Here is a 23,090-nt window from a genome sequence, read left to right as displayed (position 1 = left end):
GCCTTCCAAGAATGCACAATCACGCTCCATGTCCACCGTTTTCAACTTCACCTTCGTGCCCTGGTTCCGCTCGGTCGCGCCCTACATCCACACGCACCGCGGCAAGACCTTCGTGGTCGCGCTGGCCGGCGAGGCGATCGCGGCGGGCAAGCTGCAGAACATTGCACAGGACCTGGCGCTGATCCAGAGCATGGGCGTCAAGATCGTGCTGGTGCACGGCTTCCGCCCGCAGGTCAACGAGCAGCTCGCGGCCAAGGGGCACGAGGCGCGCTATTCGCACGGCATCCGCATCACCGACGAGGTGGCGCTCGACTCGGCCCAGGAAGCCGCCGGCCAGCTGCGCTACGAGATCGAGGCCGCTTTCAGCCAGGGCCTGCCGAACACGCCGATGGCCGGATCGACGGTGCGCGTGATCTCGGGCAACTTCATCACCGCGCGTCCCGTGGGCGTGGTCGACGGCGTGGACTTCAAGCATTCGGGCCTGGTGCGCAAGGTCGATGCCGTGGGCATCCGCCGCACGCTCGACTTCGGCGCCATGGTGCTGATCTCGCCCTTCGGCTTCTCGCCCACCGGCGAGGCCTTCAACCTGACGATGGAAGAAGTCGCCACCAGCGTGGCCATCTCCATCCAGGCCGACAAGCTGATCTTCCTGACCGAGATCCCTGGCATCCGCATCGACAGCGAACTGCCGGAAAGCGAAGACAACCCCATCGACACCGAGCTGCCGCTCGCCGCGGCCGAGAAGCTGCTGGCATCGCTGCCGCCGCCGCAGAAGCCCACCGACACCGCCTTCTACCTGCAGCACTGCGTGAAGGCCTGCAAGGGCGGCGTGGAGCGCAACCACATCTTGCCCTTTGCGCTGGACGGCTCGCTGCTGCTGGAGGTGTACGTGCACGACGGCGTCGGCACCATGGTGATCGACGAGAAGCTCGAAAGCCTGCGCGAAGCCACGGTGGACGACATCGGCGGCATCCTGCAGCTGATCGAGCCCTTCGAGCGCGACGGCACGCTGGTCAAGCGCGACCGCACCGAGATCGAGCGCGACGTGGGCCACTACACGGTCATCGAGCACGACGGCGTGATCTTCGGCTGCGCGGCGCTCTACCCCTATCCCGAAGCCAAGACCGCCGAAATGGCCGCGCTCACCGTCTCGCCGCAGTCGCAGTCGCAGGGCGACGGGGAACGTATCCTCAAGCGCATCGAGCACCGCGCCAAGGCGATGGGCCTGGAAAGCATCTTCGTGCTCACCACCCGCACCATGCACTGGTTCCTCAAGCGCGGCTTCCAGCAGGTCAACCCCGACTGGCTGCCCGAAGCCCGCAAGCGCAAGTACAACTGGGACCGCAAGAGCCAGGTGCTGGTCAAGAAGATCTGAACCCGGAAGAAGGAAGCCCGCCAGGAAGCCCGCCGCCATGACGCTCGCCACCGCCCTGCTGTTCGCCCTCGTCGCCTTCACCGCCATCGCCACGCCCGGCCCCACGGTGCTGCTGGCGCTGAGCAACGGCTCCCGCCACGGCGTGCGCCGGGCGTTGCCGGGCATGCTCGGCGCGGTGCTGTCCGACTTCGTGCTGGTCGGCGCCGTGGCGCTTGGCCTTGGTGCGCTGCTCGCGGCCTCGGAATTCTGGTTCTCGATGCTCAAGTGGGTGGGCGCCGCCTACCTGGCCTGGCTCGGGTTGCGCATGCTGCGCTCCAAGGGAGGCTTCAAGCTGCCGGATGCGGACTCTGCCGCTTCGGTCACGGCGGGCGAGAGCCGGCGCATCTTCTTCAAGTCCTTCCTGGTGGCGGTGACCAATCCCAAGGGCTACATCTTCTGCTCGGCGCTCCTGCCGCAGTTCATCGATCCGGCGGCCGCGCAGGCGCCGCAGTACCTGATCATTGCCTTGATCTTCGCCGGCCTCGACACGCTGGTGATGCTGGGCTATGCCTTCGTCGGCGCCCGCGCGATCCGGGTGCTGACGGCATCGGCCACGCGCTGGATCGACCGCGCCTGCGGCGGCATGCTGCTGGCGCTGGCGGGTTCGCTGGCCTTCTACCGGCGCAGCGCGGCCTGACGCCTGCTGGCCGTCATGGCTGTCAGTAGCCGCTTCGGCAGGAGCGATAACACCTGTCACCGATAATCCCGGGCATGAATCCCCTGCTTTCCCGGTTGCAACCCTATCCCTTCGAACGGCTGAAGCAACTGTTCGCGGGCGCTACGCCCAACCCCGAGTTCCCGGCCATCAGCCTGGGCATCGGCGAACCCAAGCACGCCACGCCGGGCTTCATCAAGGACGCCCTGAGCGCCGGCCTCGGTGCGCTGGCCGCCTACCCGGCGACCGCGGGCGACCTGGCTCTGCGCAGCGCCTTCACCGACTGGCTGAAAACCCGCTACAGCCTCACCCTCGACCCGGCCACACAGGTGCTGCCTGTCAATGGTTCGCGGGAAGCCCTGTTCTCGCTGGCGCAGACCGTGGTCGACCCCACCGCCTCGCCGCAGCCGGTGGTGATGTCGCCCAATCCGTTCTATCAGATCTACGAGGGCGCGGCCCTGCTTTCGGGCGCCGAGCCGTACTACGTGGCCAGCGTGCCGGCGCGCAATTTCGCGGTCGCCTGGGACAGCGTGCCCGAGGCCGTCTGGGCCCGCACGCAGCTGGTGTTCGTCTGCTCGCCGGGCAACCCGACGGGTGCGGTGATGTCGCTGGACGAATGGAAAAGACTCTTCGATCTGTCGGACCGCCACGGTTTCGTGATTGCCGCGGACGAGTGCTACAGCGAAATCTACTTCCGCGACGAGCCCCCGCTCAGCGGCCTCGAGGCCTCGGTGAAGCTCGGCCGGCCCGACTTCCGGAACCTGATTGCGCTGACCTCGCTGTCCAAGCGCAGCAACGTGCCCGGCCTGCGCAGCGGCTTCGTGGCGGGCGACGCGGCCATCATCAAGAAGTTCCTGCTCTATCGCACCTATCACGGCAGCGCCATGAGCGGCGCCGTGGCCGCAGCCAGCATCGCGGCCTGGGGCGACGAGTCCCATGTGGTGGACAACCGCGCCCAGTACCGCGCCAAGTTCGCGGCCGTCACGCCGCTGCTCGAAACCGTGCTCGACGTGCGCCTGCCCGATGCCAGCTTCTACCTCTGGGCCGGCATTCCCGAAGTGTGGGCTGGCGACGACGAAGCCTTCGCCCGCGCGCTCTACGCTCAATACAATGTGACGGTCCTGCCGGGGAGCTATCTGGCGCGAGAGACCGCCCACGGCGCCAACCCCGGCCGCGGCCGCATCCGCATGGCACTGGTCGCCGAAACAGCCGAATGCGTGGAGGCCGCCCAGCGCATCGTCCGCTTCTGCAAGGACGCCCGCCGCTGATCCGCTTTTCCGCCCGCACCCATTTTTCACACGAGACTTTCTCCATGACCCAGCAACTGCAACAAATCATCGACGCCGCGTGGGAAGACCGCGCCAACATCTCGTCCAGCGCCGCCACTGCCGAAGTGCGCGATGCCGTCGAGCACGTGATCTCCGAACTCAACAACGGCAAGCTGCGCGTCGCCACCCGCGAAGGCGTGGGCCAGTGGACCGTGCACCAGTGGATCAAGAAGGCCGTGCTGCTGTCGTTTCGCCTCAAGGACAACGAGCAGATGCAGGCCGGTTCGCTGGGCTTCTACGACAAGGTGCCCACCAAGTTCTCGCACCTGTCGGCCAACGAGCTGAAGGAATCGGGCGTTCGCATCGTGCCGCCGGCCGTGGCCCGCCGCGGCAGCTACATCGCCAAGGGCGCGATCCTGATGCCCTCCTACGTGAACATCGGCGCCTACGTGGGCGAAGGCACCATGGTCGACACCTGGGCCACCGTGGGTTCGTGCGCGCAGATCGGCGCCAATGTGCACCTGTCGGGCGGCGTCGGCATCGGCGGCGTGCTCGAGCCGCTGCAGGCCGGCCCCACCATCATCGAGGACAACTGCTTCATCGGCGCGCGCTCCGAAGTGGTCGAGGGCGTGGTGATCGAGGAAAACTCGGTGCTCGGCATGGGTGTGTACCTCGGCCAGAGCACCCCGATCTTCAACCGCGACACCGGAGAGACTTCCTTCGGCCGCGTGCCGGCCGGCAGCGTCGTCATCAGCGGCAACCTGCCCAAGAAGACCAAGTCGGGTCAGGACTACAGCACCTACGCGGCGATCATCGTCAAGACGGTCGATGCGCAAACGCGCTCCAAGACCAGCCTGAACGACCTGCTGCGCGACTGATCGAGAAAACAACAGCACCCGAGGAGAGAGACCGATGAACATGATGGAGCGGATTCTTCGTTTGATGGCCGAGCGCAAGGCCTCCGACATCTACCTCTCGGCGCACTCCCCGGTGCTGATCCGCCTCAACGGCACCTGCGTGCCGATCAACGCCCAGGTCCTGCCGGCGGCCGCGCCGCTCGCGCTGCTGGCCGAGGTGGTGCCCGAAGCCCGCATCCAGGAGCTGGAGCGAACAGGCGAACTCAACATGGCCGTGATGCTCGAGGGCGCCGGCAACTACCGCATCAGCGCCATGCGCCAGCGCGGCAGCTATGCGGTGGTGGTGCGGCACATCGCCTCGACCATCCCGAGCTTCGCCGACCTGAACCTGCCCGACATCCTCAAGACGCTCATCATGGAGAAGCGCGGCCTGATCCTGATGGTGGGCGCGACCGGCGCGGGCAAGACCACCACGCTGGCCTCGATGCTCGACTACCGCAACGAGCACGCCACGGGCCACATCCTCACGGTGGAAGAACCCATCGAGTTCACCTACACCAACAAGAAGTCGCTGGTGAACCAGCGCGATGTGGGCAGCGACACCGAGTCGCTGCAGGTCGCGCTCAAGAACGCGCTGCGCCAGGCGCCCGACGTGATCCAGATCGGCGAGATCCGCGACCGCGAAACCATGACGGCCGCCATCGCCTATGCGCAGTCGGGCCACCTGTGCGTGGCCACGCTGCATGCCAACAACAGCTACCGCGCGCTCAACCGCATCCTGAGCTTCTTCCCGGTCGAGGTGCGCCCCACGCTGCTGGGCGATCTGGGATCGGCGCTGCGCGCCATCGTGTCGCAGCGGCTGCTGCGCACGCCCACCGGCGGCCGCGTGCCGGCGCTCGAGGTCATGCTCAACACGGCCCTGGTGGCCGAGCTGATCGAAAAGGGCGACTTCTCCGCCGTCAAGGAAGCCATGGAGCAGTCGATGGCCGAAGGCTCGCAGACCTTCGAGGAAGACATTGCCCGGCTCATCACCGAAGAGCGCGTGACGCGCGAGGAAGGCCTGGCCCAGGCCGACTCGCCCACCAACCTGATGTGGCGGCTGCAGAACCGCGCCGCGCCCAAGCAGAAGACCGAAGACCGCAACCTGACGGACCAGGTCGACGAACCTACTTTCACCGACATCACGCTTGACGTGAAGTTCTGAACACAGCCTTCCCCCGATGTCCCGTACCCTCCAGCTCGCCGAACAACTCATCTCGCGCCCCTCGGTCACCCCCGACGATGCGGGCTGCCAACAGATCCTCGGCGAACGGCTGGCACGGTTGGGCTTCACGCTCGAAACCATCGAAAGCGGCCCGCCCGATTTCCGCGTGACCAACCTGTGGGCGGTGCGCCGCCCGGCCGGCAGTGCGCCGACGAAGACGCTGGTGTTCGCGGGCCACACCGACGTGGTGCCCACGGGGCCGGTCGAGCAGTGGACCAGCCACCCGTTCACGCCCACCCACCGCGGCGGCAAGCTCTATGGCCGCGGCGCGTGCGACATGAAGACATCGGTCGCGGCCTTCGTGGTCTCGATCGAGGAGTTCCTTGCGGCCACGCCCGATCCCAGGCTCACGCTCGCGCTGCTGCTCACCAGCGACGAGGAAGGCCCGGGCGTCGACGGCACCGTCGTCGTCTGCAACGCGCTGGCTGCGCGCGGCGAAACCATCGACTACTGCATCGTCGGCGAGCCTACGGCCGTCGAGCGCTGCGGCGACATGATCAAGAACGGCCGCCGCGGCACCATGAGCGGCAAGCTCACGGTCCACGGTGTGCAGGGCCACATCGCCTACCCGCACCTCGCGAAAAACCCGGTGCATGCCGTGGCGCCCGCGCTGGCGGAACTGGTGGCCATCAACGCCGCGAGCGGCTGGGATGCAGGCAACGCCTACTTCCAGCCCACCAGCTGGCAGATCAGCAACTTTCATGCGGGCACCGGCGCGAGCAACGTGATTCCGGGCAGCGCGGTCATCGACTTCAACTTCCGCTTCTCGACGGAATCGACGCCCGAGTCGCTGCAGAAGCGCGTGCATGCGGTGCTCGATGCGCACGGCGTGGACTGCACGCTCGCCTGGACCATCGGCGGCCTGCCCTTTCTCACGACGCCCGGCGAACTCGTCCGCGCGGTGCAGGCGGCCATTGCCGATGAAACCGGCATCGCCACCGAGCTCTCGACCAGCGGCGGCACCAGCGATGCGCGCTTCATCGCCAAAATCTGCAAGCAGGTGGTCGAGCTCGGCCCGGTCAACGCCAGCATCCACAAGATCGACGAGCACATCGACGTGGCCGAGATCGAGACACTCAAGAACATCTACAAGCGCACCCTGGAGCGCCTCGAAGCGTCGCTCGCCCGATGAGCACCGTTATCGAGCTGATCGAGGCCGGCGCCAAACGGCTGGAAGAAGCCGGCGTTGCCTTCGGCCACGGCACGGCCAACGCCTTCGACGAAGCCGCCTGGCTGGTGCTGTGGCGCCTGAAGCTGCCGCTGGACGACATCGATGCCGTGGCCGACAAGGCCGTCTCGCCGGCCGACGCCGGCAAGGTCGCCGCGCTGCTCGACCAACGCATCGCCACGCGCAAGCCCGCTGCCTATCTCACCAAGGAGGCCTGGCTGCAGGGCGTGCCTTTCTACGTGGACGAGCGCGCCATCGTGCCGCGCAGCTTCATCGCAGAGCTGATCGCCGACGGCAGCATCGACTACTGGCTCGGCGAACACACGCAGCGCGTGCTCGACCTGTGCACCGGCAACGGCAGCCTCGCCATCCTCGCGGCCATGACCTATCCGGACACCACGGTCGATGCCGCCGACCTGTCGGCCGAGGCGCTCGAGGTGGCCGCCATCAACGTCACCCGGCACCAACTCGATGCACGCATCAGGCTGGTCGAATCCGACGGCCTCGCCAACCTGCCCGGCCCCTACGACCTGGTGCTGTGCAACCCGCCCTACGTGAACAGCGCGAGCATGGCCGCCCTGCCCGCCGAATACCGCGCCGAGCCCGAACTGGCGCTGGCCGGCGGCGCCGACGGCATGGACTTCGTGCGCCAGCTGTTTGCCGAGGCGCCTTCGCGCATGAGCGAAGAAGCCGTGCTGGTGCTGGAGATCGGCAACGAGCGCGAATACTTCGAAGCCGCCTTCCCGCAGCTTGAAGTCGTGTGGCTGGAAACCTCCGCAGGCGAGGACCAGGTCCTGCTCGTGACCCGAACCGCGCTGCTGGCCGGCGCCGGCGCGCGTTAGCTGCCGCCGCCGCGCCCCTTTTCGCCGCTTTCCCGCAGCACGGCTGCGGCCTCCTTTTCCGGGTGGTGCCCTCACCATTTGCCCCTTCGCGCCGGGCCGCCACGGGCCGGGCGGGATAATCGCCCCTACGGTTCCTATTTCATGATTACTCTCAAAAACGTCATTCTTCGCCGCAGCGCCAAGGTCCTGCTCGACGGCGCCACCGTCACCATCAATCCCGGTGAGAAGGTCGGCCTTGTCGGACGCAATGGCGCCGGCAAGTCGACCCTGTTCGCGCTCTTCAACGGCTCGCTGCACGAAGACGGCGGCGACTTCTACGTGCCCAAGCAGTGGCGCATGGCGCAGGTGGCGCAGGACATGCCCGAAACCGAAGAGTCGGCCACCGACTTCGTGGTGGGCGGCGACACCCGGCTGGCCGAGCTGCGCGCCTCGCTGGCGGCCATCGAGGCCGCCTACGAAGCCAACCCCGACGACGCCGACATCGGCATGGAACTGGCCCACGCCTACACCGACCTCGCCGACGCCGGCGAACACGACGCCGTGCCGCGCGCGCAGGCGCTGGTGCTCGGGCTGGGCTTCAAGTCGCACGAGCTCGACGAGCCCGTCAACAGCTTCTCGGGCGGCTGGCGCATGCGCCTGCAGCTGGCGCGCGCGCTGATGTGCCCGAGCGACCTGCTGCTGCTCGACGAACCCACCAACCACCTGGACCTGGATGCGCTGGTCTGGCTCGAAGCCTGGCTGCAGAAGTACGCCGGCACCATGATCGTCATCAGCCACGACCGCGAGTTCCTCGACGCCGTGACCGACGTCACGCTGCACATCGCCAACGCCCAGCTCACGCGCTACGGCGGCAACTACAGCAAGTTCGAGGACATGCGCGCGCTGCAGATGGAACAGCAGCAGGTGGCCTTCTCCAAGCAGCAGGACAAGATTGCCCACCTGCAGAAGTTCATCGACCGCTTCAAGGCCAAGGCCAGCAAGGCCAAGCAGGCGCAAAGCCGCGTCAAGGCGCTGGAGCGCATGGAAAAGGTCGCGCCGCTCCTGGCCGAGGCCGACTTCACCTTCGAGTTCAAGGAGCCGGGCAACATCCCCAACCCGATGCTCTCGATCAGCAACGCGAGCTTCGGCTACGAGATCGAAGGCGAAGAGCCCAAGACCATCCTGCGCGGCGTCAGCCGCTCGGTGCTCGCGGGCCAGCGCATCGGCATCCTGGGCGCCAACGGCCAGGGCAAGTCGACGCTGGTGAAAACCATTGCGCGCGAAATGGGTGCGCTGGCCGGCCAGGTCACCGAAGGCAAGGGCCTCAACATCGGCTACTTCGCGCAGCAGGAACTCGACGTGCTGCGCCCGCAGGACAACCCGCTCGAGCACATGGTTCGCATGGCGCGCGAACTGGGAAGCGCCGTCAAGGAAAGCACCGGCGAGCAGGCCTTGCGCGGCTTTCTCGGCAGCTTCAACTTCAGCGGCGACATGGTGAAGCAGCCCGTGGGCACCATGAGCGGCGGCGAGAAGGCGCGCCTGGTGCTCGCGATGATGGTCTGGCAGCGGCCCAACCTGCTGCTGCTGGACGAGCCCACCAACCACCTGGACCTGGCCACGCGCGAGGCGCTGGCGGTGGCGCTCAACGAGTTCGAAGGCACGCTGATGCTGGTGAGCCACGACCGCGCGCTGCTGCGCTCGGTGTGCGACGAGTTCTGGCTCGTGGGCCGCGGCGTGGTCGCCGATTTCGACGGCGACCTCGACGACTACCAGCGCTACCTGCTCGACGAAGCCAAGCGGCTGCGCGAGGAAGCCAAGGTGGCCGTGCGCGAAGCCGCCAATACGGCTGCCCCGGCGCCCAGGCAGGACGCCCAGGACCGCCAGCAGCGCAGCGACCAGGCCAAGCCGATCAAGCGCGAGATCGCGCAGATCGACGAACGGCTGGCCGTGGCCGGCACCGAACGCACTGCGCTCGAGGCGCGCCTGGCGCAGCCGTTGCCGCCAGCCGAGATTGCCGAGGCAGGCAAGCGGCTGAAAGCCCTCAACGACGAAATCGGCCGCCTCGAGGAGCGCTGGCTGGCCCTGTCGGACCAGCTCGAGGCGCTCGCGGCCTGACCTTTCTGCGAAGGAGACGCCCTGCATGCCATCTGCCATCGAACTGGCCCGTGGTGACGAAAAGCTGATCGCGGCCATCCACCGCAGCCGCCGCCTGATCGGCCGCAAGGCGCTGATGGCCGCGGCCGCCAGCGCCGTGCCCCTGCCCGGCATCGACTGGGCAGCCGATGCGGCCCTGCTCTCGCGCCTGGTGCCGCAGATCAGCGCCGAATTCGGCCTGTCGGTCACCCAGGTCGAAAAGCTGGCGCCGCACCAGCGCGAGCGCATCCAGAAGGCCGCCACGACGGTTGGCGCGCTGCTGGTCGGCAGGCTCGTCACGCGCGACCTGCTGATCAAGCTCGCGCGGCATGCCGGCGTGAAGCTCACGGCCAAGCAGGCCGCCAAGTACGTGCCGATTGCCGGGCAGATCGTCTCCGCCGCGCTCGGCTACGCAGCCTTGCGGGCCTTGGGCGAACAGCACATCAAGGATTGCGTTCGCGTGAGCGCGACGCTTTCTCTACCGCCTCCCGGAGCGCTTGCGCCCGCCTGAAGGCGCTTTGATCGAACAGCGCGGTCCCGATCCACCCCGCGGCAATGAGGCCAGCGATCCCCAAGCCGGCCAGGCCGTCGTTCTGCGAACGGAATCCATGGAAAAGAGCCGCGGCAGACAGCAGCGCCAACAGCGCGCACAGCGCGCGGTCGAGCCACAGGCCCGGCGGCAGCGGCCTGCGCACAGCTCAGCCCAACAGGTGAATGCGGGCTGAGCGCGGCGTTACATCGCAGGCGCGATGGCTTCGCTCTTCGCTTGGCTTGTGCGTCGGCCTCACGGCTTTCGGCGCCAGCACCAACTTGCGTGGTTTCATGGCAAATACTCCCTTTCAACTATTCTAGAGTCCAAAGTGAATATTCGCCTGCGCTTAAATCGGCGCCCATGGAGACTATTGCCGCGCGCGCATTGGCAGCGCGCAAATACGCCAGGATGACTCAGAAGCAAGCCGAAGCGGCTTCAGGCGTCAAGCAATCCAACATCTCGAAAATTGAACGCGGCGACACCGGCCGCTCCATGGCCCTGCTCGCGCTGGCACGCGCCTACCGCGTCGACCCCAACTGGCTCGACACCGGCGACGGCCCCGCGCCATGGGACGTACCCCAGCCAGGCACGGCGCGCGACAACGCCGGCGAACCTCCGGGTGCCTACCGGGTCACGCGCACGCCGCCGTCGGGTCCGTCCTTCAATCCCGGCACGCCCGGCACCGTTCCTCTCATCGCATGGACGCAGGTCGCTTCATGGAAGGGGGCCGCGCAAGGAGCGATCCAGGCCGAGCGGTGGCTTCCCTGCGTTGCGCATCACAGCCCCGGCAACACCTACGCGCTGCGCGTGCGCGGCGACAGCATGACCGCGCCGAGCGGCCACCTGAAGAGCTATCCCGCGGAGTCGATCATCTTCGTCGACGCGCAGCGAACGACGCCCGAGGACGGCGAGCGCATCATTGCCAGGCTCGATGCGAGCAACGAAGTCACCTTCAAGGTCTTCAAGCAGGAAGACGGCCGCCGCTGGCTGCTGCCGCTCAATCCGAAGCACGAGCCGATCCGCACCGCGTTCACAGTGCTCGGCACCGTCGTGGGCAAGTGGGAAGACGAGGATTAAGCCTCGCACCGTGCGCGAGTGCGAAGCGCGCGCCAGAGGTCAGGTTGCGTGCAGGTTCGAAGAACATAGTGAAGGCTCTCCTGTGGCCTGCATTCTCCGATCCTCCCTCCTCCAGCAGGCCATCTTCCAGCCCGCCCTTGTGCGGGCTGTTTTTTTGCCGACGCCGATCTGCGGGCAATAAAAAAAGCCGCTCGGTGGAGCGGCTTCTTGTATGGGTCTGGTAGGACGTACTGGATTCGAACCAGTGACCAACGGATTAAAAGTCCGCTGCTCTACCAACTGAGCTAACGTCCCGGATCCAATTTCTTCTTTTTCGTTTTCTCTTTGCCGGTTGAATCCGGCAAAGCCAAAGATTATAGCGTGGCGTTGCTCGCAATCCTGTCGAGAACCCAACCTGCTGCACATTGGCCGAAAGTCGCGGTCACGCTCACCACCGAACCATAGCCATGGCAGTTGAGCGAACCGTCGCCTTCCTCGATGGCGCAGGAGGCATCGGGCGGTGCGACGCTCTCGCGGCTGAAGACGCAGGCCACGCCGATCTTGCGGCCCTCGCGCGGAGCGCCATGCTCCTTGCGAAGGCGCTGGCGAAGTTGGGCCAGCAGCGGGTCGTGCGTGACGAGCGCGAGATCGTCGATGTCGACCTTGTGCGCCTGCCGCTTGCCGCCGGCCGCGCCCACGGTCACGAAGGCGGTGCGCGACGCGCGCGCCCATGCGGCCATCGCGAGCTTGGCCTTGACCTGGTCGCACGCGTCGATGACGGCCGTCGCGGGACCGTTGGCAGCCTGCGCCGCATCGAGCAATGCCGTCCAGTTGCCGGGCTCGACGAATTCATCGAGCGCGAGCACCTGGCAGCCGGGGTTGATCTGCGCGATGCGATCGCGCATGGCCTCGACCTTGGCCTGCCCCACGGTTGCATCGAGCGCGTGGATCTGCCGGTTGATGTTCGACTCCGAGACGTGATCGAGATCGACCAGCGTGAGCCGCCCCACGCCACTGCGTGCCAGCGCCTCGACTGCCCACGAGCCCACGCCGCCGATGCCGGCGACGAGCACGTGGGCGTTGCGGATGCGCGCGGCACCAGCCACGCCGTACAGGCGTTCGAGGCCGCCGAAGCGGCGCGCGAAGTCGGGCGCCGCGGTGTCGGTGACGACATTCGCGGCGGCGGTCGCTGCTTCAGGAAGGGCGGTTGCTGAACTCAAGCGGAGGATCCCGCCGTTGCTAGCGCAGGCGCGAGAGACGCTCGCGGCCGGCCTGGGCGGCTTCAGACTGTGGATAGGCCTTGGTCAGGTCTTCCAGCGTGCGGCGCGCGGCGCGCGTGTCTTTCAGCTCGATCTGGCAGTTGGCGATCGACAGCACGGCCTCGGGAGCCTTGGCGTGGTCGGGCGCAAGCGACAGCATGGAGCGGAAGTTCGCGATGGCCTCGTTGTAGTTGCGCGTGGCGTACTGCGCATTGCCGAGCCAGAACAGCGCCGAAGCGTTGTAGCCGCTTTGCGGGTAGCGCTTGACGAACTCGGCAAACGCGGTCTGCGCCTGCGCGAACTGGCCTGCACGGAAGATGCCGAGGGCGGCGTCGAAGTCGGCCTTTTCCTTGGGGTCGGCGGTGAACTCGCGGCCATCCACGGACACCTTCGTCGGCTCGTTCTGCTTGAGCCGGTCGTCGATGGTGGCCTGGCGCGACTGCATCTCGGCCACGGTGCGCTGCAGCTGCTCGTTCTGGCCGGTCATGCGCGCAAGGTCGCCCCGCATCTGCTCGATCTGGTTCTGCAGGTCGAGCAGGCTGCGGCGCAGCTGGCCGTTTTCGTCGGTCAGCCGCTGGTCGGTCTGCTGGCGCATGGCCTCCACCCGCTGCCGCAGGTCGAGGATGGCGCGGCGCGCCTCGTCATCCTCGAACAACGCGGCCTGCGAGCCGGCCGAAACGCAGAGCAAGGCGGCAGCCAGCGCCGCGCCTCGCAACAGGGCGTGTTGCATCACCGGGTGTAGCGGATTTCAGCGCGGCGGTTCTGCGCCCAGACTTCTTCGCCCGAGCCCTGCACCGCTGGCTTTTCCTTGCCGAAGCTCACGGCTTCGATCTGGGAGTCGTTCACGCCCAAGAGCGTCAGCGCGCGGCGGACGGCTTCGGAGCGCTTCTGGCCGAGTGCCAGGTTGTACTCGCGGCCGCCGCGCTCGTCGGTGTGGCCTTCGATGGAAACGCGGCGCTGCGGGTTGGCCTTGAGGAAACGGGCGTGCCCGTCGATCAGGGACTGGAACTCGGGCTTGACCGTGTAGCTGTCGTAGTCGAAATAGACGATCCGTTCGATACCGACCGGCCCTTGAGCGGTACCGGCATTGGGATCGATGGTGACGGGCGCCACCGCGCTCGCGCTGCCCTGCTGGCCGCCGGCGGTGCCGGAGCGGTCGGTCACCGGGGTATCGTTGAGCTTGGTGCCCGACGAGCAGCCGGCAATCAGAGCCACGATGGCCAGCGAATAAATCGTACGTTTCAACATTGGGTACTCCTCAAATAAACCTTGGTCATTGCTTTTGAAACGGACCCCAGTCCGGTTCTCTTATGTCTCCGCCCTGTCCCGCCAGCCGTGCCTTTATTTTTCCATCCAGCGTGGTCGTCATGAGCGCTTCGCGGCCTTGCAGGTGCGTTGCATAGACGATCAGCTTGCTGTTGGGGGCAAAACTCGGGCTTTCGTCTGCCGAGGTGTCGGTGATGGCCGAGACATTGCCGGTGGCCAACTCCATCACATGGAGTTTGAAGGCACCGCCAACGCGGGAGATGTAGGCCAACCACCGGCCATCGCCGCTGACAGAAGGAGAAATGTTGTAGGTGCCGCTGAAGGTGACGCGCGTCGGCGCACCGCCGCTGGCGCTCATCTTGTAGATCTGCGGAGCACCGCCGCGGTCGCTCACGAAGTAGATCGTGCTGCCGTCGGCGGAATAGACCGGCTCGGTGTCGATGCTGGCGCTCTGGGTCAGCCGGCGCGGCTCGCCGCCGCTCGCGGGGATCGTGTAGAGCTGGGAGCCGCCGTCGCGGCTGAGCGTGACGGCCAGCGAGCCGCCATCGGGCGCCCATGCCGGCGCGCTGTTGGAGCCGCGGAAGTTGGCCAGCAGACGGCGCTGCCCGCTCGCCACGTTGTGCACGTAGACCACGGGCTTGCGCGACTCGAACGACACGTACGCCAGCTGCTGGCCGTTGGACGACCAGACCGGCGAGATGATGGGTTCCGGGCTCGCGAGCGCGGCCTGCGCATTCTCGCCGTCGGCATCCGCCACCCAGAGCGAATAGCGGCTGCCGCCCTTGGTCACGTAGGCGATGCGGGTCGAGAAGATGCCCTTGTCGCCGGTCAGCTTTTCATAGACGTAGTCGGCAATGCGGTGCGACGCGAGCCTCAGGTCGCCTTGCGGAACGGTGTAGCTCTGGCCACCGAGGTCCTGTCCGCGCACCACGTCCCAGAGGCGGAAGCGCACGTCGAAGCGGCCGTCGGCCAGGCGGGTGACGCTGCCCACCACGAGCGAATCCGCCGTTCGCTGGCGCCACAGCGCGAGGTCGGGGCGCGAGGCTTCGTCCAGCGCCTGCCCCGAAGCATCGACGCCGCGGAACTGGCCGCTGCGCTCGAGGTCGGCCTGCACGATCTCGGAGATCTTCTGCGGCGAGGCGTCCTGCCCCTTGAACGGAACCAGTGCAATGGGCAGCTGCGTCAGCCCGACGCCCGAAACCTCGACCCGGAACTGAGCGAGCGCGGGCAGCATGGGAGTTGCAGCAAGAGCCGCAATCAAGGTGCGGCGTGCAAAAAGCGATGAAGAAGGAGTTGGAATGGAAACTGGCAACGGCTTGTTCATGCGGTTCGGAGATGTTTCGGGTTAAAAAGTTCTACCCGGTGCGACGGGCCACATGTTACACACTGGTTCGATCGTGCCGTCACAAAACGTGTATTGGGCGATGCGGTCCTACACGGCAGCCCGCCGAGGGCCCTTCGGTGGGCCCCGTAGAATCCGCCGCCATGCAAGCATCCCCCGGCAGTGAGACCGCACGCCCTCCCCTGACACGCCGGCTGGCGCGACTCATGACCTGGTTCGGCGGCTCGCGCCACTGGTGGGCCGTCGGGCTCATCGGCGCCCTGCTGGCGGCCGTCACCGAACCCTTGATGGCAGCCCTGCTGAAGCCGCTGCTCGACCGCGGCTTCAACCGCGGGCAACTGGCGCTGTGGATCGTGCCGGCCGCCGTGCTGCTGTTGTTCGCGGTACGCGGCATCGCGCAGTTCATTTCCCAGTATGCGCTCTCGCGCATCGCCAACGAAGGCATGCAGCGGCTGCGTCGCGTGCTGTTCCAGCGCCTGCTGGCGGCCGAGCTCGCCCTGTTCTCGCGCCAGTCGGCCAGCGCGCTCTCGAACACCGTGGTGTACGAAGTGCAGACCGGCTCCATGCTGCTGGTGCAGGCCCTGCTCGGGCTCTCGCGCGACGGCTTCACGCTGGTGGCGCTGCTCGCCTACCTGGTCTATCTGAACTGGAAGCTCACGCTCATCGTCGCCTTCCTGGTACCGAGCATCTCGTGGATCATGAAGGTGTTCTCCAAGCGCCTCTACCGCCTGACGCAGCAGGGCCAGCAGGCCACCGACGAATTGGCCTACGTGGTGGAAGAGAACGTGCTCGCGCACCGCATGGTGCGGCTGCACGGCGCCGAGGCGGCGCAGGGCGAGCGCTTCGAACAGCTGAGCCAGCGCCTGAACCGGCTGGCCGTGAAATCGACCATTGCGCAGGCGGCCACCACGCCGCTCACGCAGATGATGGCCGCGCTCGCGCTGTCGGTGGTGGTGATGATCGCGCTCTGGCAGAGCGGCGAACAGGGCCTGACCGTGGGCGGCTTCGTTGCCTACATCACGGCCATGCTGATGCTGATCGCCCCGATCCGCCGCCTGGCCGACATGGCCGCCCCCATCACGCGCGGCCTCGCGGCGCTCGAGCGCGGCCTGGTGCTGATCGACGAGGTGGCCCCGGAGCCGCAGGGCAGCTTCGCCATCGACCATGCGCAAGGCCGCATCGAACTGCGCGAGGTCAAGGTCAGCTACCGCGGCGAGGACGACGCCCGCGCGCTCGACGGCGTGAACCTGACGATCGAGCCGGGCCAGGTGGTGGCCTTCGTCGGCCCTTCGGGCTCCGGCAAGACCACGCTGGTCAACCTGCTGCCGCGCTTCGTGCTGCCGAGCGGCGGCCAGGTACTGCTCGACGGCCACGACACCAGCGAATGGGAGCTCAGGAGCCTGCGCGCGCAGTTCGCGATGGTGAGCCAGGACGTGGTGATGCTCAACGACACGCTGGCCGCCAACGTGGCGCTGGGCGCCGGAATCGATCGCGAGCGGGTGCAGCAATGCATTGAAGCCGCGAACCTGTCTTCGCACGTCGAAAGCCTGCCGCAGGGCATCGACACCGTGCTCGGCCACAACGCCACGCAGCTCTCCGGCGGCCAGCGCCAGCGCCTGGCCATAGCGCGCGCGCTCTACAAGAACGCGCCCATCCTGCTGCTCGACGAGGCCACCTCGGCGCTCGACACCGAATCGGAGCGGCTGGTGCAGGACGCCCTGCAGCGCCTGATGCAGAACCGCACCACGCTGATCGTCGCGCACCGGCTGTCGACCATCCAGCATGCCGACCGCATCATCGTGATGGAGCAAGGCCGCATCGCCGAGCAGGGCAGCCACGAGCAGTTGATGGCACTGGACGGGCTCTATGCCCGGCTGCAGACGCTGGCGGTGCGCAGCGCGACGCCGGGGCAGGACCCGACGCTCTGACCAGCCTTCAGAGCAGCACGATGTCGTACTGGCCCTGCCCGATCGCAGGCTCGGACTGCAATGAAATCGGCTTGCCGATGAAGTCGCTGAGTCCCGCGAGGTGCTGGCTTTCCTCGTCGAGGAACAGCTCGATCACCTGGGGCGACGACACGATGCGGAACTCGCGCGGCGTGAACTGCCGCGCCTCGCGCAATATCTCGCGCATGGCGTCGTAGGCCACGCTGCGCGCCGTCTTCACGATGCCCTGCCCGCCGCAGGCCGCACAAGGCTCGCACAGCATGTGGGCCAGCGATTCGCGCGTGCGCTTGCGCGTCATCTCGACCAGGCCGAGCTGCGAGAAGCCGCCCGCCGTGGTCTTGACGCGGTCGCGCGCAAGCTGCTTGCGGAACTCGGCCAGCACCTGCTCGCGATGGTCGTCGCGCCCCATGTCGATGAAGTCGACGATGATGATCCCGCCCAGGTTGCGCAGCCGCAGCTGGCGCGCAATGGCCTGCGCCGCTTCCAGGTTGGTCTTGAAGATGGTGTCGTCGAAATTGCGCGCACCGACGAAGCCGCCGGTATTCACGTCCACCGTGGTGAGCGCCTCGGTCTGGTCGACCACGAGGTAGCCGCCCGACTTGAGCTCGACGCGCCGGCCCAGTGCCTTGGCGATTTCCTCGTCGACCGAATACAGGTCGAAGATCGGCCGCTCGCCCTTGTAGTGCTGCAGCTTGCCGGCCGCCTGCGGCATGTATTCGAGCCCGAACTTGAGCAGCGCCTCGAACTGCTCGCGCGAGTCGATGCGGATGGTCTGCGTGTCTTCGCTGGTCATGTCGCGCAGCACGCGCTGCAGCAGGCTCAGGTCCTGGTGCAGCAGCGACATCGGCGGCATTTTGCTCGACGCCTCGCGGATGCGCGACCAGGTCTTGCGCAGGTAGGCGATGTCCTCGGCCAGTTCGGCATCCGACGAATCCTCGCCGTTGGTGCGCAGGATGAAGCCGCCGGTGTTGGCAGGCACCACGCCGCCGCTGTCGGCCGCGGCCGCGGCCTCGATCAGCGCGAGCATGCGCGTGCGCAGCGACTCGCGCTGGTCGGAAGGGATCTTCTGCGAAACGCCGATGTGGTTGTCCTGCGGCAGGAACACCAGCAGCCGGCCGGCAATGCTGATCTGCGTCGACAGCCGCGCACCCTTGGTGCCGATCGGGTCCTTGATCACCTGCACCAGCAGCGACTGGCCTTCGAACACCTGCTTCTCGATGGGCACCATCGGCCCGCCATTGCGGTGGTCGCGCTCGGGGGCCGGCGCGCTGGGCCGGGAGCCCGGCGTGAACGGCGCCACGATGTCCGCCACGTGCAGGAAGGCCGTGCGCTCGAGGCCGACGTCGATGAAGGCCGACTGCATGCCCGGCAGCACGCGCGAGACCTTGCCAAGGTAGATGTTGCCGACCAGCCCGCGCTCCAGCGTGCGTTCGACGTGCAGCTCTTGCACCGCGCCGTGCTCGACCAGCGCCACACGGGTCTCCTGCGGGGACCAGTTGATCAGGATGTCTTGCATGGAATTCTTAGGTATTGAAACCGGCGCTGCGAAGAAGCTGCGCGGTCTCGAACATCGGGAGTCCCATGATGCCCGAATAGGACCCGCTGATGTGCTCGATGTGCGCAGCCGCCGCGCCCTGGATCGCATAGGCGCCGGCTTTGCCGAGCGGCTCGCCGCTGGCGGCATAGCGCGCGATCTGCTTGCGGGTCATGGCCGCGAAGCGCACGCGCGACACGCTGAGCGCCGCATGGCGGCGGCGGCCATGCTGCAGCGCCACGGCCGTCAGCACGCGATGCGTGACACCCGACAGAAGCGCGAGGATGCGCTCGGCATCGCGCGCATCCTCGGGCTTGCCGAGGATGGTGCGGCCGAGGGCCACCGTGGTGTCGGCGCAGAGCACCGGCGCATCGGAGAGTCCCAGGCGCTGGCGCCGCACGACTGCCGCATCGAGCTTCAGGCCCGTCACGCGCTGCACGTAGGCGGTCGGCGATTCACCGGGCAGCACCGCTTCGAGCGATTCGGCGTCTTCGTCGGCGCCAGCCAGCAACAGTTCGTGGCGAACGCCAAGCTGGCCCAGCAGTTGGGCGCGGCGCGGGCTCTGCGATGCAAGGTAGATGAAGCCGGCGCTCATTCCCGGTGGTACGGATGGCCCGCGTTGACCGACCAGGCCCGGTACAGCTGCTCCACGAGGAGCACACGCGCCATCGCGTGCGGCAGGGTCAGGTCGGACAGGCGGATGCGTTCATGGGCCGCGGCCTTGAAGGCGGGGTCGAGGCCATCGGGGCCGCCGATCACAAGGGCCACGTCGTCGCCCTCGCCTTGCCAGGCCTGCAGCCGCGCGGCCAGCGCCTTGGTGGTGAGCGCGGTGCCGCGCTCATCGAGCACGACGATGCGCATGCCCTTGGCGATGGCGCCCTCGATGCGTTCGCGTTCGGCCGCGTAGAGCGTCTCGAGCGACTTGGAGCCGCGGGGTTCGGTCTTGACGGCGCGCAGTTCGAGCTTGAGCTCGGGCGGGAAGCGCTTGGCGTAGTCGTCCCAGGCAGTCTGCGCCCAGTCGGGCATGCGCTGCCCGACGGCGACCACCAGCAGCTTCATGCGCGGCGGGCAGGCGCCTTCTTGGCAGGCGCCTTCTTGGCCGCAGGCTTCTTCGCCGCTGGCTTGCCGACCACCTTGACGGGCACGCGCGCGGTCGTGGTCTTTTTGGCCGGCGCCTTCTTGGCGGCGGTTTTCTTTGCCGGGCTCCGGCTGGCCTTCTCGGCCTTGGCTTCCTGCTCGGCCGCGCGGATGGCGGTCTTGGCCGCGCTGGCACGGCGCAGGTTGGGCATCTTGGCCGCCACCGGCTTCTTCTCTTCGATCACCTTGGCGGCGGTTGCAAGTGCCGGCTTGGTGCCGCCGAGCTTGGCGCGCACCGGCTTGTCGCCCCAGATCTCCTCGAGGTGGTAGTACTGGCGGATGGCGGGCTGCATGATGTGCGCGACGGCCGCGCCGCAGTCCACGATGATCCACTCGCCGTTGTCCTCGCCCTCGATGCGCGGCTTGCCGAAACCGGCTTCGCGCACGGCATCGCGCACGCTGGCGGCCAGCGCCTTGGTCTGCCGGTTGGAGGTGCCCGAGGCCACGATCACGCGTTCGAACAGCGGTGAGAGATGCTCGGTGTCGAAAACCTGGATGTCCTGCGCCTTGACGTCTTCGAGACCATCGATGATGGCTCGCTGGAGTTTCTGGGTGTCTTTCTTGGCGGCGGCTTCAGTGGTCATCAGGCAGGGCGGTAAAGGTGGTGTTGGTCAATATAGCGTGCAACGGCGGACGGAACCAGCGAGGAAATGTCCTCGCCAAGCGCCGCACGCCGCCGGATATCGGTGGCGCTGATGTCCATGGCCGGCAATTCGAGCGCCTCGAAATGCGCGCCAGCCGGCAGGCCGGGCAGCATCTTCGGATCAAAACGAGCAGTGCCGCCCGCCGATAATGCGCGATACGCTACAGAAACAATAGCAATGCCGAGTATAGCCTGCCAGCCGTGCCACGTCGGCAACGCGCTGGCCTGGTCGGCGCCCATGATCAGGACGAGCTCGGCTCCGGGCTGTTCCTGCTGCAATTCATGCAGGGTGTCGAGCGTGTAGGTGGGGCCGTCGCGCAACACTTCGCGGCTGTCGACTACCACGGTGCCCTTCAACCCAGAAAACGCCAGCCGCGTCATCGAGAGGCGGTCTTGTGCCGGTGTGAGCGTCCTGCTCTTGTGCCAGGCCTGCCCCGTGGGAATGACATGCAGTTCAGCCAGATCGAGTTGCGCAAGCGCTGCCTCGGCCAGTGCCACATGGGCGTTGTGCGGCGGGTCGAAGGCACCGCCGAAGACACCGATGCGCGGGGCCTTGCCGGAGGGATTCACAACCAGTCGCGCCGCACGATGAAGTCGCTGTACAGCGCGGCTTCGGGGGTGCCCGGCTCCGGCTGCTGCCGGTAGGCCCAGCTGGCCAGCGGCGGCATCGACAGCAGGATCGATTCGGTGCGCCCGCCCGACTGCAGGCCGAAGTGCGTGCCGCGGTCCCACACGAGGTTGAACTCCACGTAGCGTCCGCGCCGGTAGAGCTGGAACGCCCGCTCGCGCTCGCCCCATGGCATGGCGCGGCGGCGCTCCACGATGGGCAGGTAGGCCGGCAGGAAGGCATCGCCCACGGAGCGCAGCATGGCAAAGCCGTTGTCGAATCCGCCCTCGGCGAAGTCGTCGAAGAAGATGCCGCCGATGCCGCGCTGTTCGTTGCGGTGCTTGAGGAAGAAATATTCGTCGCACCAGGTCTTGAAGCGCGGGTACTTGTCGTCGCCGAAGGCCGCCAGCGCGTCGCGGCATACCGTATGGAAGTGAACGGCGTCTTCCTCGAAGCCATAGCAGGGCGTGAGGTCCATGCCGCCGCCGAACCAGCACACCGGATCCCTACCCTCGGGCAGCGCAGCCAGCATGCGCACGTTCATGTGGACGATGGGCACGTAGGGATTGCGCGGATGGAATACCAGCGAAACGCCCATGGCTTCGAAGGGCGCGCCCGCAAGCTCGGGCCGGTTCTGCGTGGCCGAGGGCGGCAGCCTGGGCCCGCGCACCTGCGAGAAACCGCAACCCGCGCGCTCGAACAGCGCCCCGCCCTCCAGGATGCAGGTGAGGCCGCTGCCCTGCAGTGCCTCGCCGGGCTCCTTTTGCCAGGCGTCGCGCACGCAGGCACCGCCATCGGCCGCCTCGACGGCCGCAACGATCTCCTGCTGCAGCTTGCGCAGGTAGTCGCCGACCGCTGCCGGGTTGGTCTGTTGCATCAGGCGTGCGGGCTGTTGCGCGCGTGGACCGCGCGGTATCCGATGTCCTTGCGGTATTGCGCGCCGTCGAAGCTGATGCGCGCGGCGACTTCGTAGGCCCGCTGCTGCGCGAGCTTCACGCTGTCGGCCAGCACGGTCACGCACAGCACGCGGCCGCCGCTCGTCTTGAGCTCGCCGTCCTGCTGGGTGGTGCCGGCGTGGAACACCACGGCATCGGGCGCCTCGGCCGGAATGCCGGTGATGCGGTCGCCCTTGCGCGGCGAGAGCGGATAGCCATGCGCCGCCATCACCACGCCCAGCGCCACGCGCCGGTCCCACTGCAGTTCGACCTGGTCGAGCGTGCCGTCGGTGGCGTGCCAGAACACTTCGAACAGGTCGGACTTGAGCCGCATCATGATCGGCTGCGTCTCGGGGTCGCCCATGCGGCAATTGAACTCGAGCGTCTTGGGGTGCCCCGACGCGTCGATCATGAGGCCGGCGTAGAGGAAGCCGGTGTACGGGATGCCGTCCTTTTCCATGCCGCGGATGGTCGGCAGGATGATCTCGCGCATCGCGCGCGCATGCACCTCGGCCGTGACCACGGGCGCGGGCGAGTAGGCGCCCATGCCGCCGGTGTTGGGGCCTTCGTCGTTGTCGAGCAGGCGCTTGTGATCCTGGCTTGTGGCCAGCGCGGTCACGTTCTTGCCGTCGCACAGCACGATGAAGCTGGCTTCCTCGCCCTGAAGGAATTCTTCGATGACCACGCGCGCGCCGCCGTCGTTGTGGGACACGCCGAACTTGTTGTCGACCAGCATGAAGTCGACGGCCTCGTGCGCCTCCTGCGCAGTCATGGCCACCACCACGCCCTTGCCGGCGGCCAGGCCATCGGCCTTGACGACGATCGGCGCGCCCTTGGCGTCGATGTAGGCATGGGCTGCGGCAGCGTCGGTGAAGGCCTCGTACTCGGCCGTTGGAATCTTGTGGCGCTTCATGAAGGCCTTGGAGAACGCCTTGGAGCTCTCGAGCTGCGCGGCGGCCTGCGTGGGGCCGAAGATGCGCAGGCCGTGGGCACGGAATTCGTCGACCACGCCTGCTGCCAGCGGCGCCTCGGGGCCGACGACGGTGAGCGCGATCTTTTCCTTGGCCGCCCACTCGCGCAGCGCGGCGGGCTCGGCGATGTCGATGCAGTCGTAGCGCTCGTCGCTCACGGTGCCGCCGTTGCCCGGCGCCACGTACACGCGGCTGACCCGGCTGGCCTGCGCCAGCCGCCACGCCAATGCGTGTTCCCGGCCCCCTCCTCCAATTACCAGTACCTTCATTCGTGGGCCTTCT

22 protein-coding genes and 1 tRNA gene are annotated in these 23,090 nt (G+C 67.3%); 11 read left to right on the top strand and 12 right to left on the bottom strand.

Features of this window, described 5'->3' with window-relative positions; genetic code table 11:
• Positions 1-28 precede the first annotated feature (28 nt).
• The 10 genes from argA to FB547_RS26700 all read left to right on the top strand — a co-directional run bounded on the left by argA (position 29) and on the right by FB547_RS26700 (position 11,189).
• Positions 29-1,375, top strand: a complete 1,347-nt coding sequence (gene argA / locus FB547_RS26745; RefSeq protein ID WP_145746664.1) for an amino-acid N-acetyltransferase — start codon at positions 29-31, stop codon at positions 1,373-1,375.
• A 37-nt stretch (positions 1,376-1,412) separates the two neighbouring features.
• Positions 1,413-2,051: a LysE family translocator gene (locus tag FB547_RS26740; RefSeq protein WP_145746663.1), complete on the top strand. Its 639-nt coding sequence runs from the start codon at positions 1,413-1,415 to the stop codon at positions 2,049-2,051.
• A gap of 74 nt (positions 2,052-2,125) precedes the next feature.
• Positions 2,126-3,337 (top strand): succinyldiaminopimelate transaminase, encoded by a 1,212-nt coding sequence (gene dapC, locus FB547_RS26735; RefSeq protein ID WP_145746662.1) that lies wholly within the window; start codon positions 2,126-2,128, stop codon positions 3,335-3,337.
• Positions 3,338-3,381: 44 nt separating this feature from the next.
• Positions 3,382-4,215 (top strand): 2,3,4,5-tetrahydropyridine-2,6-dicarboxylate N-succinyltransferase, encoded by an 834-nt coding sequence (gene dapD, locus FB547_RS26730; protein WP_145746661.1) that lies wholly within the window; start codon positions 3,382-3,384, stop codon positions 4,213-4,215.
• A gap of 34 nt (positions 4,216-4,249) precedes the next feature.
• A complete protein-coding gene (locus FB547_RS26725) occupies positions 4,250-5,398 on the top strand; it encodes a PilT/PilU family type 4a pilus ATPase (RefSeq protein WP_145746660.1) in 1,149 nt (382 codons plus the stop codon).
• 16 nt (positions 5,399-5,414) lie between these two features.
• A complete protein-coding gene (gene dapE / locus FB547_RS26720; RefSeq protein WP_145746659.1) occupies positions 5,415-6,590 on the top strand; it encodes a succinyl-diaminopimelate desuccinylase in 1,176 nt (391 codons plus the stop codon).
• Positions 6,587-7,468, top strand: a complete 882-nt coding sequence (gene prmB, locus FB547_RS26715) for a 50S ribosomal protein L3 N(5)-glutamine methyltransferase (RefSeq protein ID WP_145746658.1) — start codon at positions 6,587-6,589, stop codon at positions 7,466-7,468. The genes dapE and prmB overlap by 4 nt, the downstream gene beginning before the upstream one ends.
• A 141-nt stretch (positions 7,469-7,609) precedes the next feature.
• Complete coding sequence (locus FB547_RS26710) at positions 7,610-9,562, top strand: ABC-F family ATP-binding cassette domain-containing protein (RefSeq protein WP_145746657.1); 1,953 nt, start codon at positions 7,610-7,612, stop codon at positions 9,560-9,562.
• 25 nt (positions 9,563-9,587) lie between these two features.
• The gene (locus FB547_RS26705; protein WP_145746656.1) at positions 9,588-10,091 is read left to right on the top strand and encodes a hypothetical protein; all 504 of its coding nucleotides are present in this window, start codon (positions 9,588-9,590) and stop codon (positions 10,089-10,091) included.
• A gap of 381 nt (positions 10,092-10,472) precedes the next feature.
• Positions 10,473-11,189: a helix-turn-helix domain-containing protein gene (locus FB547_RS26700; RefSeq protein WP_145746655.1), complete on the top strand. Its 717-nt coding sequence runs from the start codon at positions 10,473-10,475 to the stop codon at positions 11,187-11,189.
• Between the two features lie 218 nt (positions 11,190-11,407).
• On the opposite strand, the gene FB547_RS26695 is transcribed toward FB547_RS26700, so the two are convergent.
• The 5 genes from FB547_RS26695 to tolB all read right to left on the bottom strand — a co-directional run bounded on the left by FB547_RS26695 (position 11,408) and on the right by tolB (position 14,927).
• Positions 11,408-11,483, bottom strand: a tRNA-Lys gene (locus tag FB547_RS26695).
• A 59-nt stretch (positions 11,484-11,542) separates the two neighbouring features.
• Positions 11,543-12,388, bottom strand: coding sequence for a ThiF family adenylyltransferase (locus tag FB547_RS26690; protein ID WP_145746654.1), 846 nt, complete (start codon positions 12,386-12,388; stop codon positions 11,543-11,545).
• A gap of 19 nt (positions 12,389-12,407) precedes the next feature.
• Positions 12,408-13,157 (bottom strand): tol-pal system protein YbgF, encoded by a 750-nt coding sequence (ybgF, locus tag FB547_RS26685; protein ID WP_145746653.1) that lies wholly within the window; start codon positions 13,155-13,157, stop codon positions 12,408-12,410.
• Entirely contained in the window at positions 13,157-13,675 is a 519-nt protein-coding gene (gene pal / locus FB547_RS26680; protein ID WP_145746652.1) for a peptidoglycan-associated lipoprotein Pal, read from the bottom strand. Before pal ends, ybgF begins: the two co-directional genes overlap by 1 nt.
• 25 nt (positions 13,676-13,700) lie before the next feature.
• Complete coding sequence (gene tolB / locus FB547_RS26675; RefSeq protein WP_012747799.1) at positions 13,701-14,927, bottom strand: Tol-Pal system beta propeller repeat protein TolB; 1,227 nt, start codon at positions 14,925-14,927, stop codon at positions 13,701-13,703.
• 251 nt (positions 14,928-15,178) lie between these two features.
• On the opposite strand from tolB, the gene msbA reads away from it, so the two are divergent.
• A complete protein-coding gene (gene msbA / locus FB547_RS26670; protein ID WP_145746650.1) occupies positions 15,179-16,963 on the top strand; it encodes a lipid A export permease/ATP-binding protein MsbA in 1,785 nt (594 codons plus the stop codon).
• A 7-nt stretch (positions 16,964-16,970) separates the two neighbouring features.
• Here msbA and rng read toward each other — a convergent pair whose 3' ends face one another.
• From rng to purD, 7 genes are read right to left on the bottom strand one after another with little or no spacing between them, the layout of a single operon-like run.
• Positions 16,971-18,497, bottom strand: coding sequence for a ribonuclease G (gene rng / locus FB547_RS26665; protein WP_012747797.1), 1,527 nt, complete (start codon positions 18,495-18,497; stop codon positions 16,971-16,973).
• A gap of 7 nt (positions 18,498-18,504) precedes the next feature.
• The gene (locus FB547_RS26660; RefSeq protein ID WP_145746649.1) at positions 18,505-19,110 is read right to left on the bottom strand and encodes a Maf family protein; all 606 of its coding nucleotides are present in this window, start codon (positions 19,108-19,110) and stop codon (positions 18,505-18,507) included.
• Positions 19,107-19,574 carry a 23S rRNA (pseudouridine(1915)-N(3))-methyltransferase RlmH gene (rlmH, locus tag FB547_RS26655; protein WP_012747795.1) on the bottom strand — a complete coding sequence of 156 codons (468 nt, stop codon included), beginning with the start codon at positions 19,572-19,574 and terminating at the stop codon, positions 19,107-19,109. The genes FB547_RS26660 and rlmH overlap by 4 nt, the downstream gene beginning before the upstream one ends.
• Positions 19,571-20,236, bottom strand: coding sequence for a ribosome silencing factor (rsfS, locus tag FB547_RS26650; protein WP_145746648.1), 666 nt, complete (start codon positions 20,234-20,236; stop codon positions 19,571-19,573). The genes rlmH and rsfS overlap by 4 nt, the downstream gene beginning before the upstream one ends.
• Positions 20,236-20,865 (bottom strand): nicotinate-nucleotide adenylyltransferase, encoded by a 630-nt coding sequence (gene nadD / locus FB547_RS26645; protein ID WP_145746647.1) that lies wholly within the window; start codon positions 20,863-20,865, stop codon positions 20,236-20,238. Before nadD ends, rsfS begins: the two co-directional genes overlap by 1 nt.
• Positions 20,862-21,779, bottom strand: coding sequence for an oxygen-dependent coproporphyrinogen oxidase (gene hemF / locus FB547_RS26640; protein WP_145746646.1), 918 nt, complete (start codon positions 21,777-21,779; stop codon positions 20,862-20,864). Before hemF ends, nadD begins: the two co-directional genes overlap by 4 nt.
• Positions 21,779-23,077 carry a phosphoribosylamine--glycine ligase gene (gene purD / locus FB547_RS26635; RefSeq protein WP_145746645.1) on the bottom strand — a complete coding sequence of 433 codons (1,299 nt, stop codon included), beginning with the start codon at positions 23,075-23,077 and terminating at the stop codon, positions 21,779-21,781. Before purD ends, hemF begins: the two co-directional genes overlap by 1 nt.
• Positions 23,078-23,090: the final 13 nt, after the last annotated feature.

This window comes from Variovorax beijingensis, from assembly GCF_007828835.1.
Classification (GTDB): Bacteria; Pseudomonadota; Gammaproteobacteria; order Burkholderiales; family Burkholderiaceae_C; genus Variovorax; species Variovorax beijingensis_A.
The sequence above is the reverse complement of the archived record's forward strand: the minus strand, read 5'-3'. Positions and strand labels throughout refer to the sequence as shown.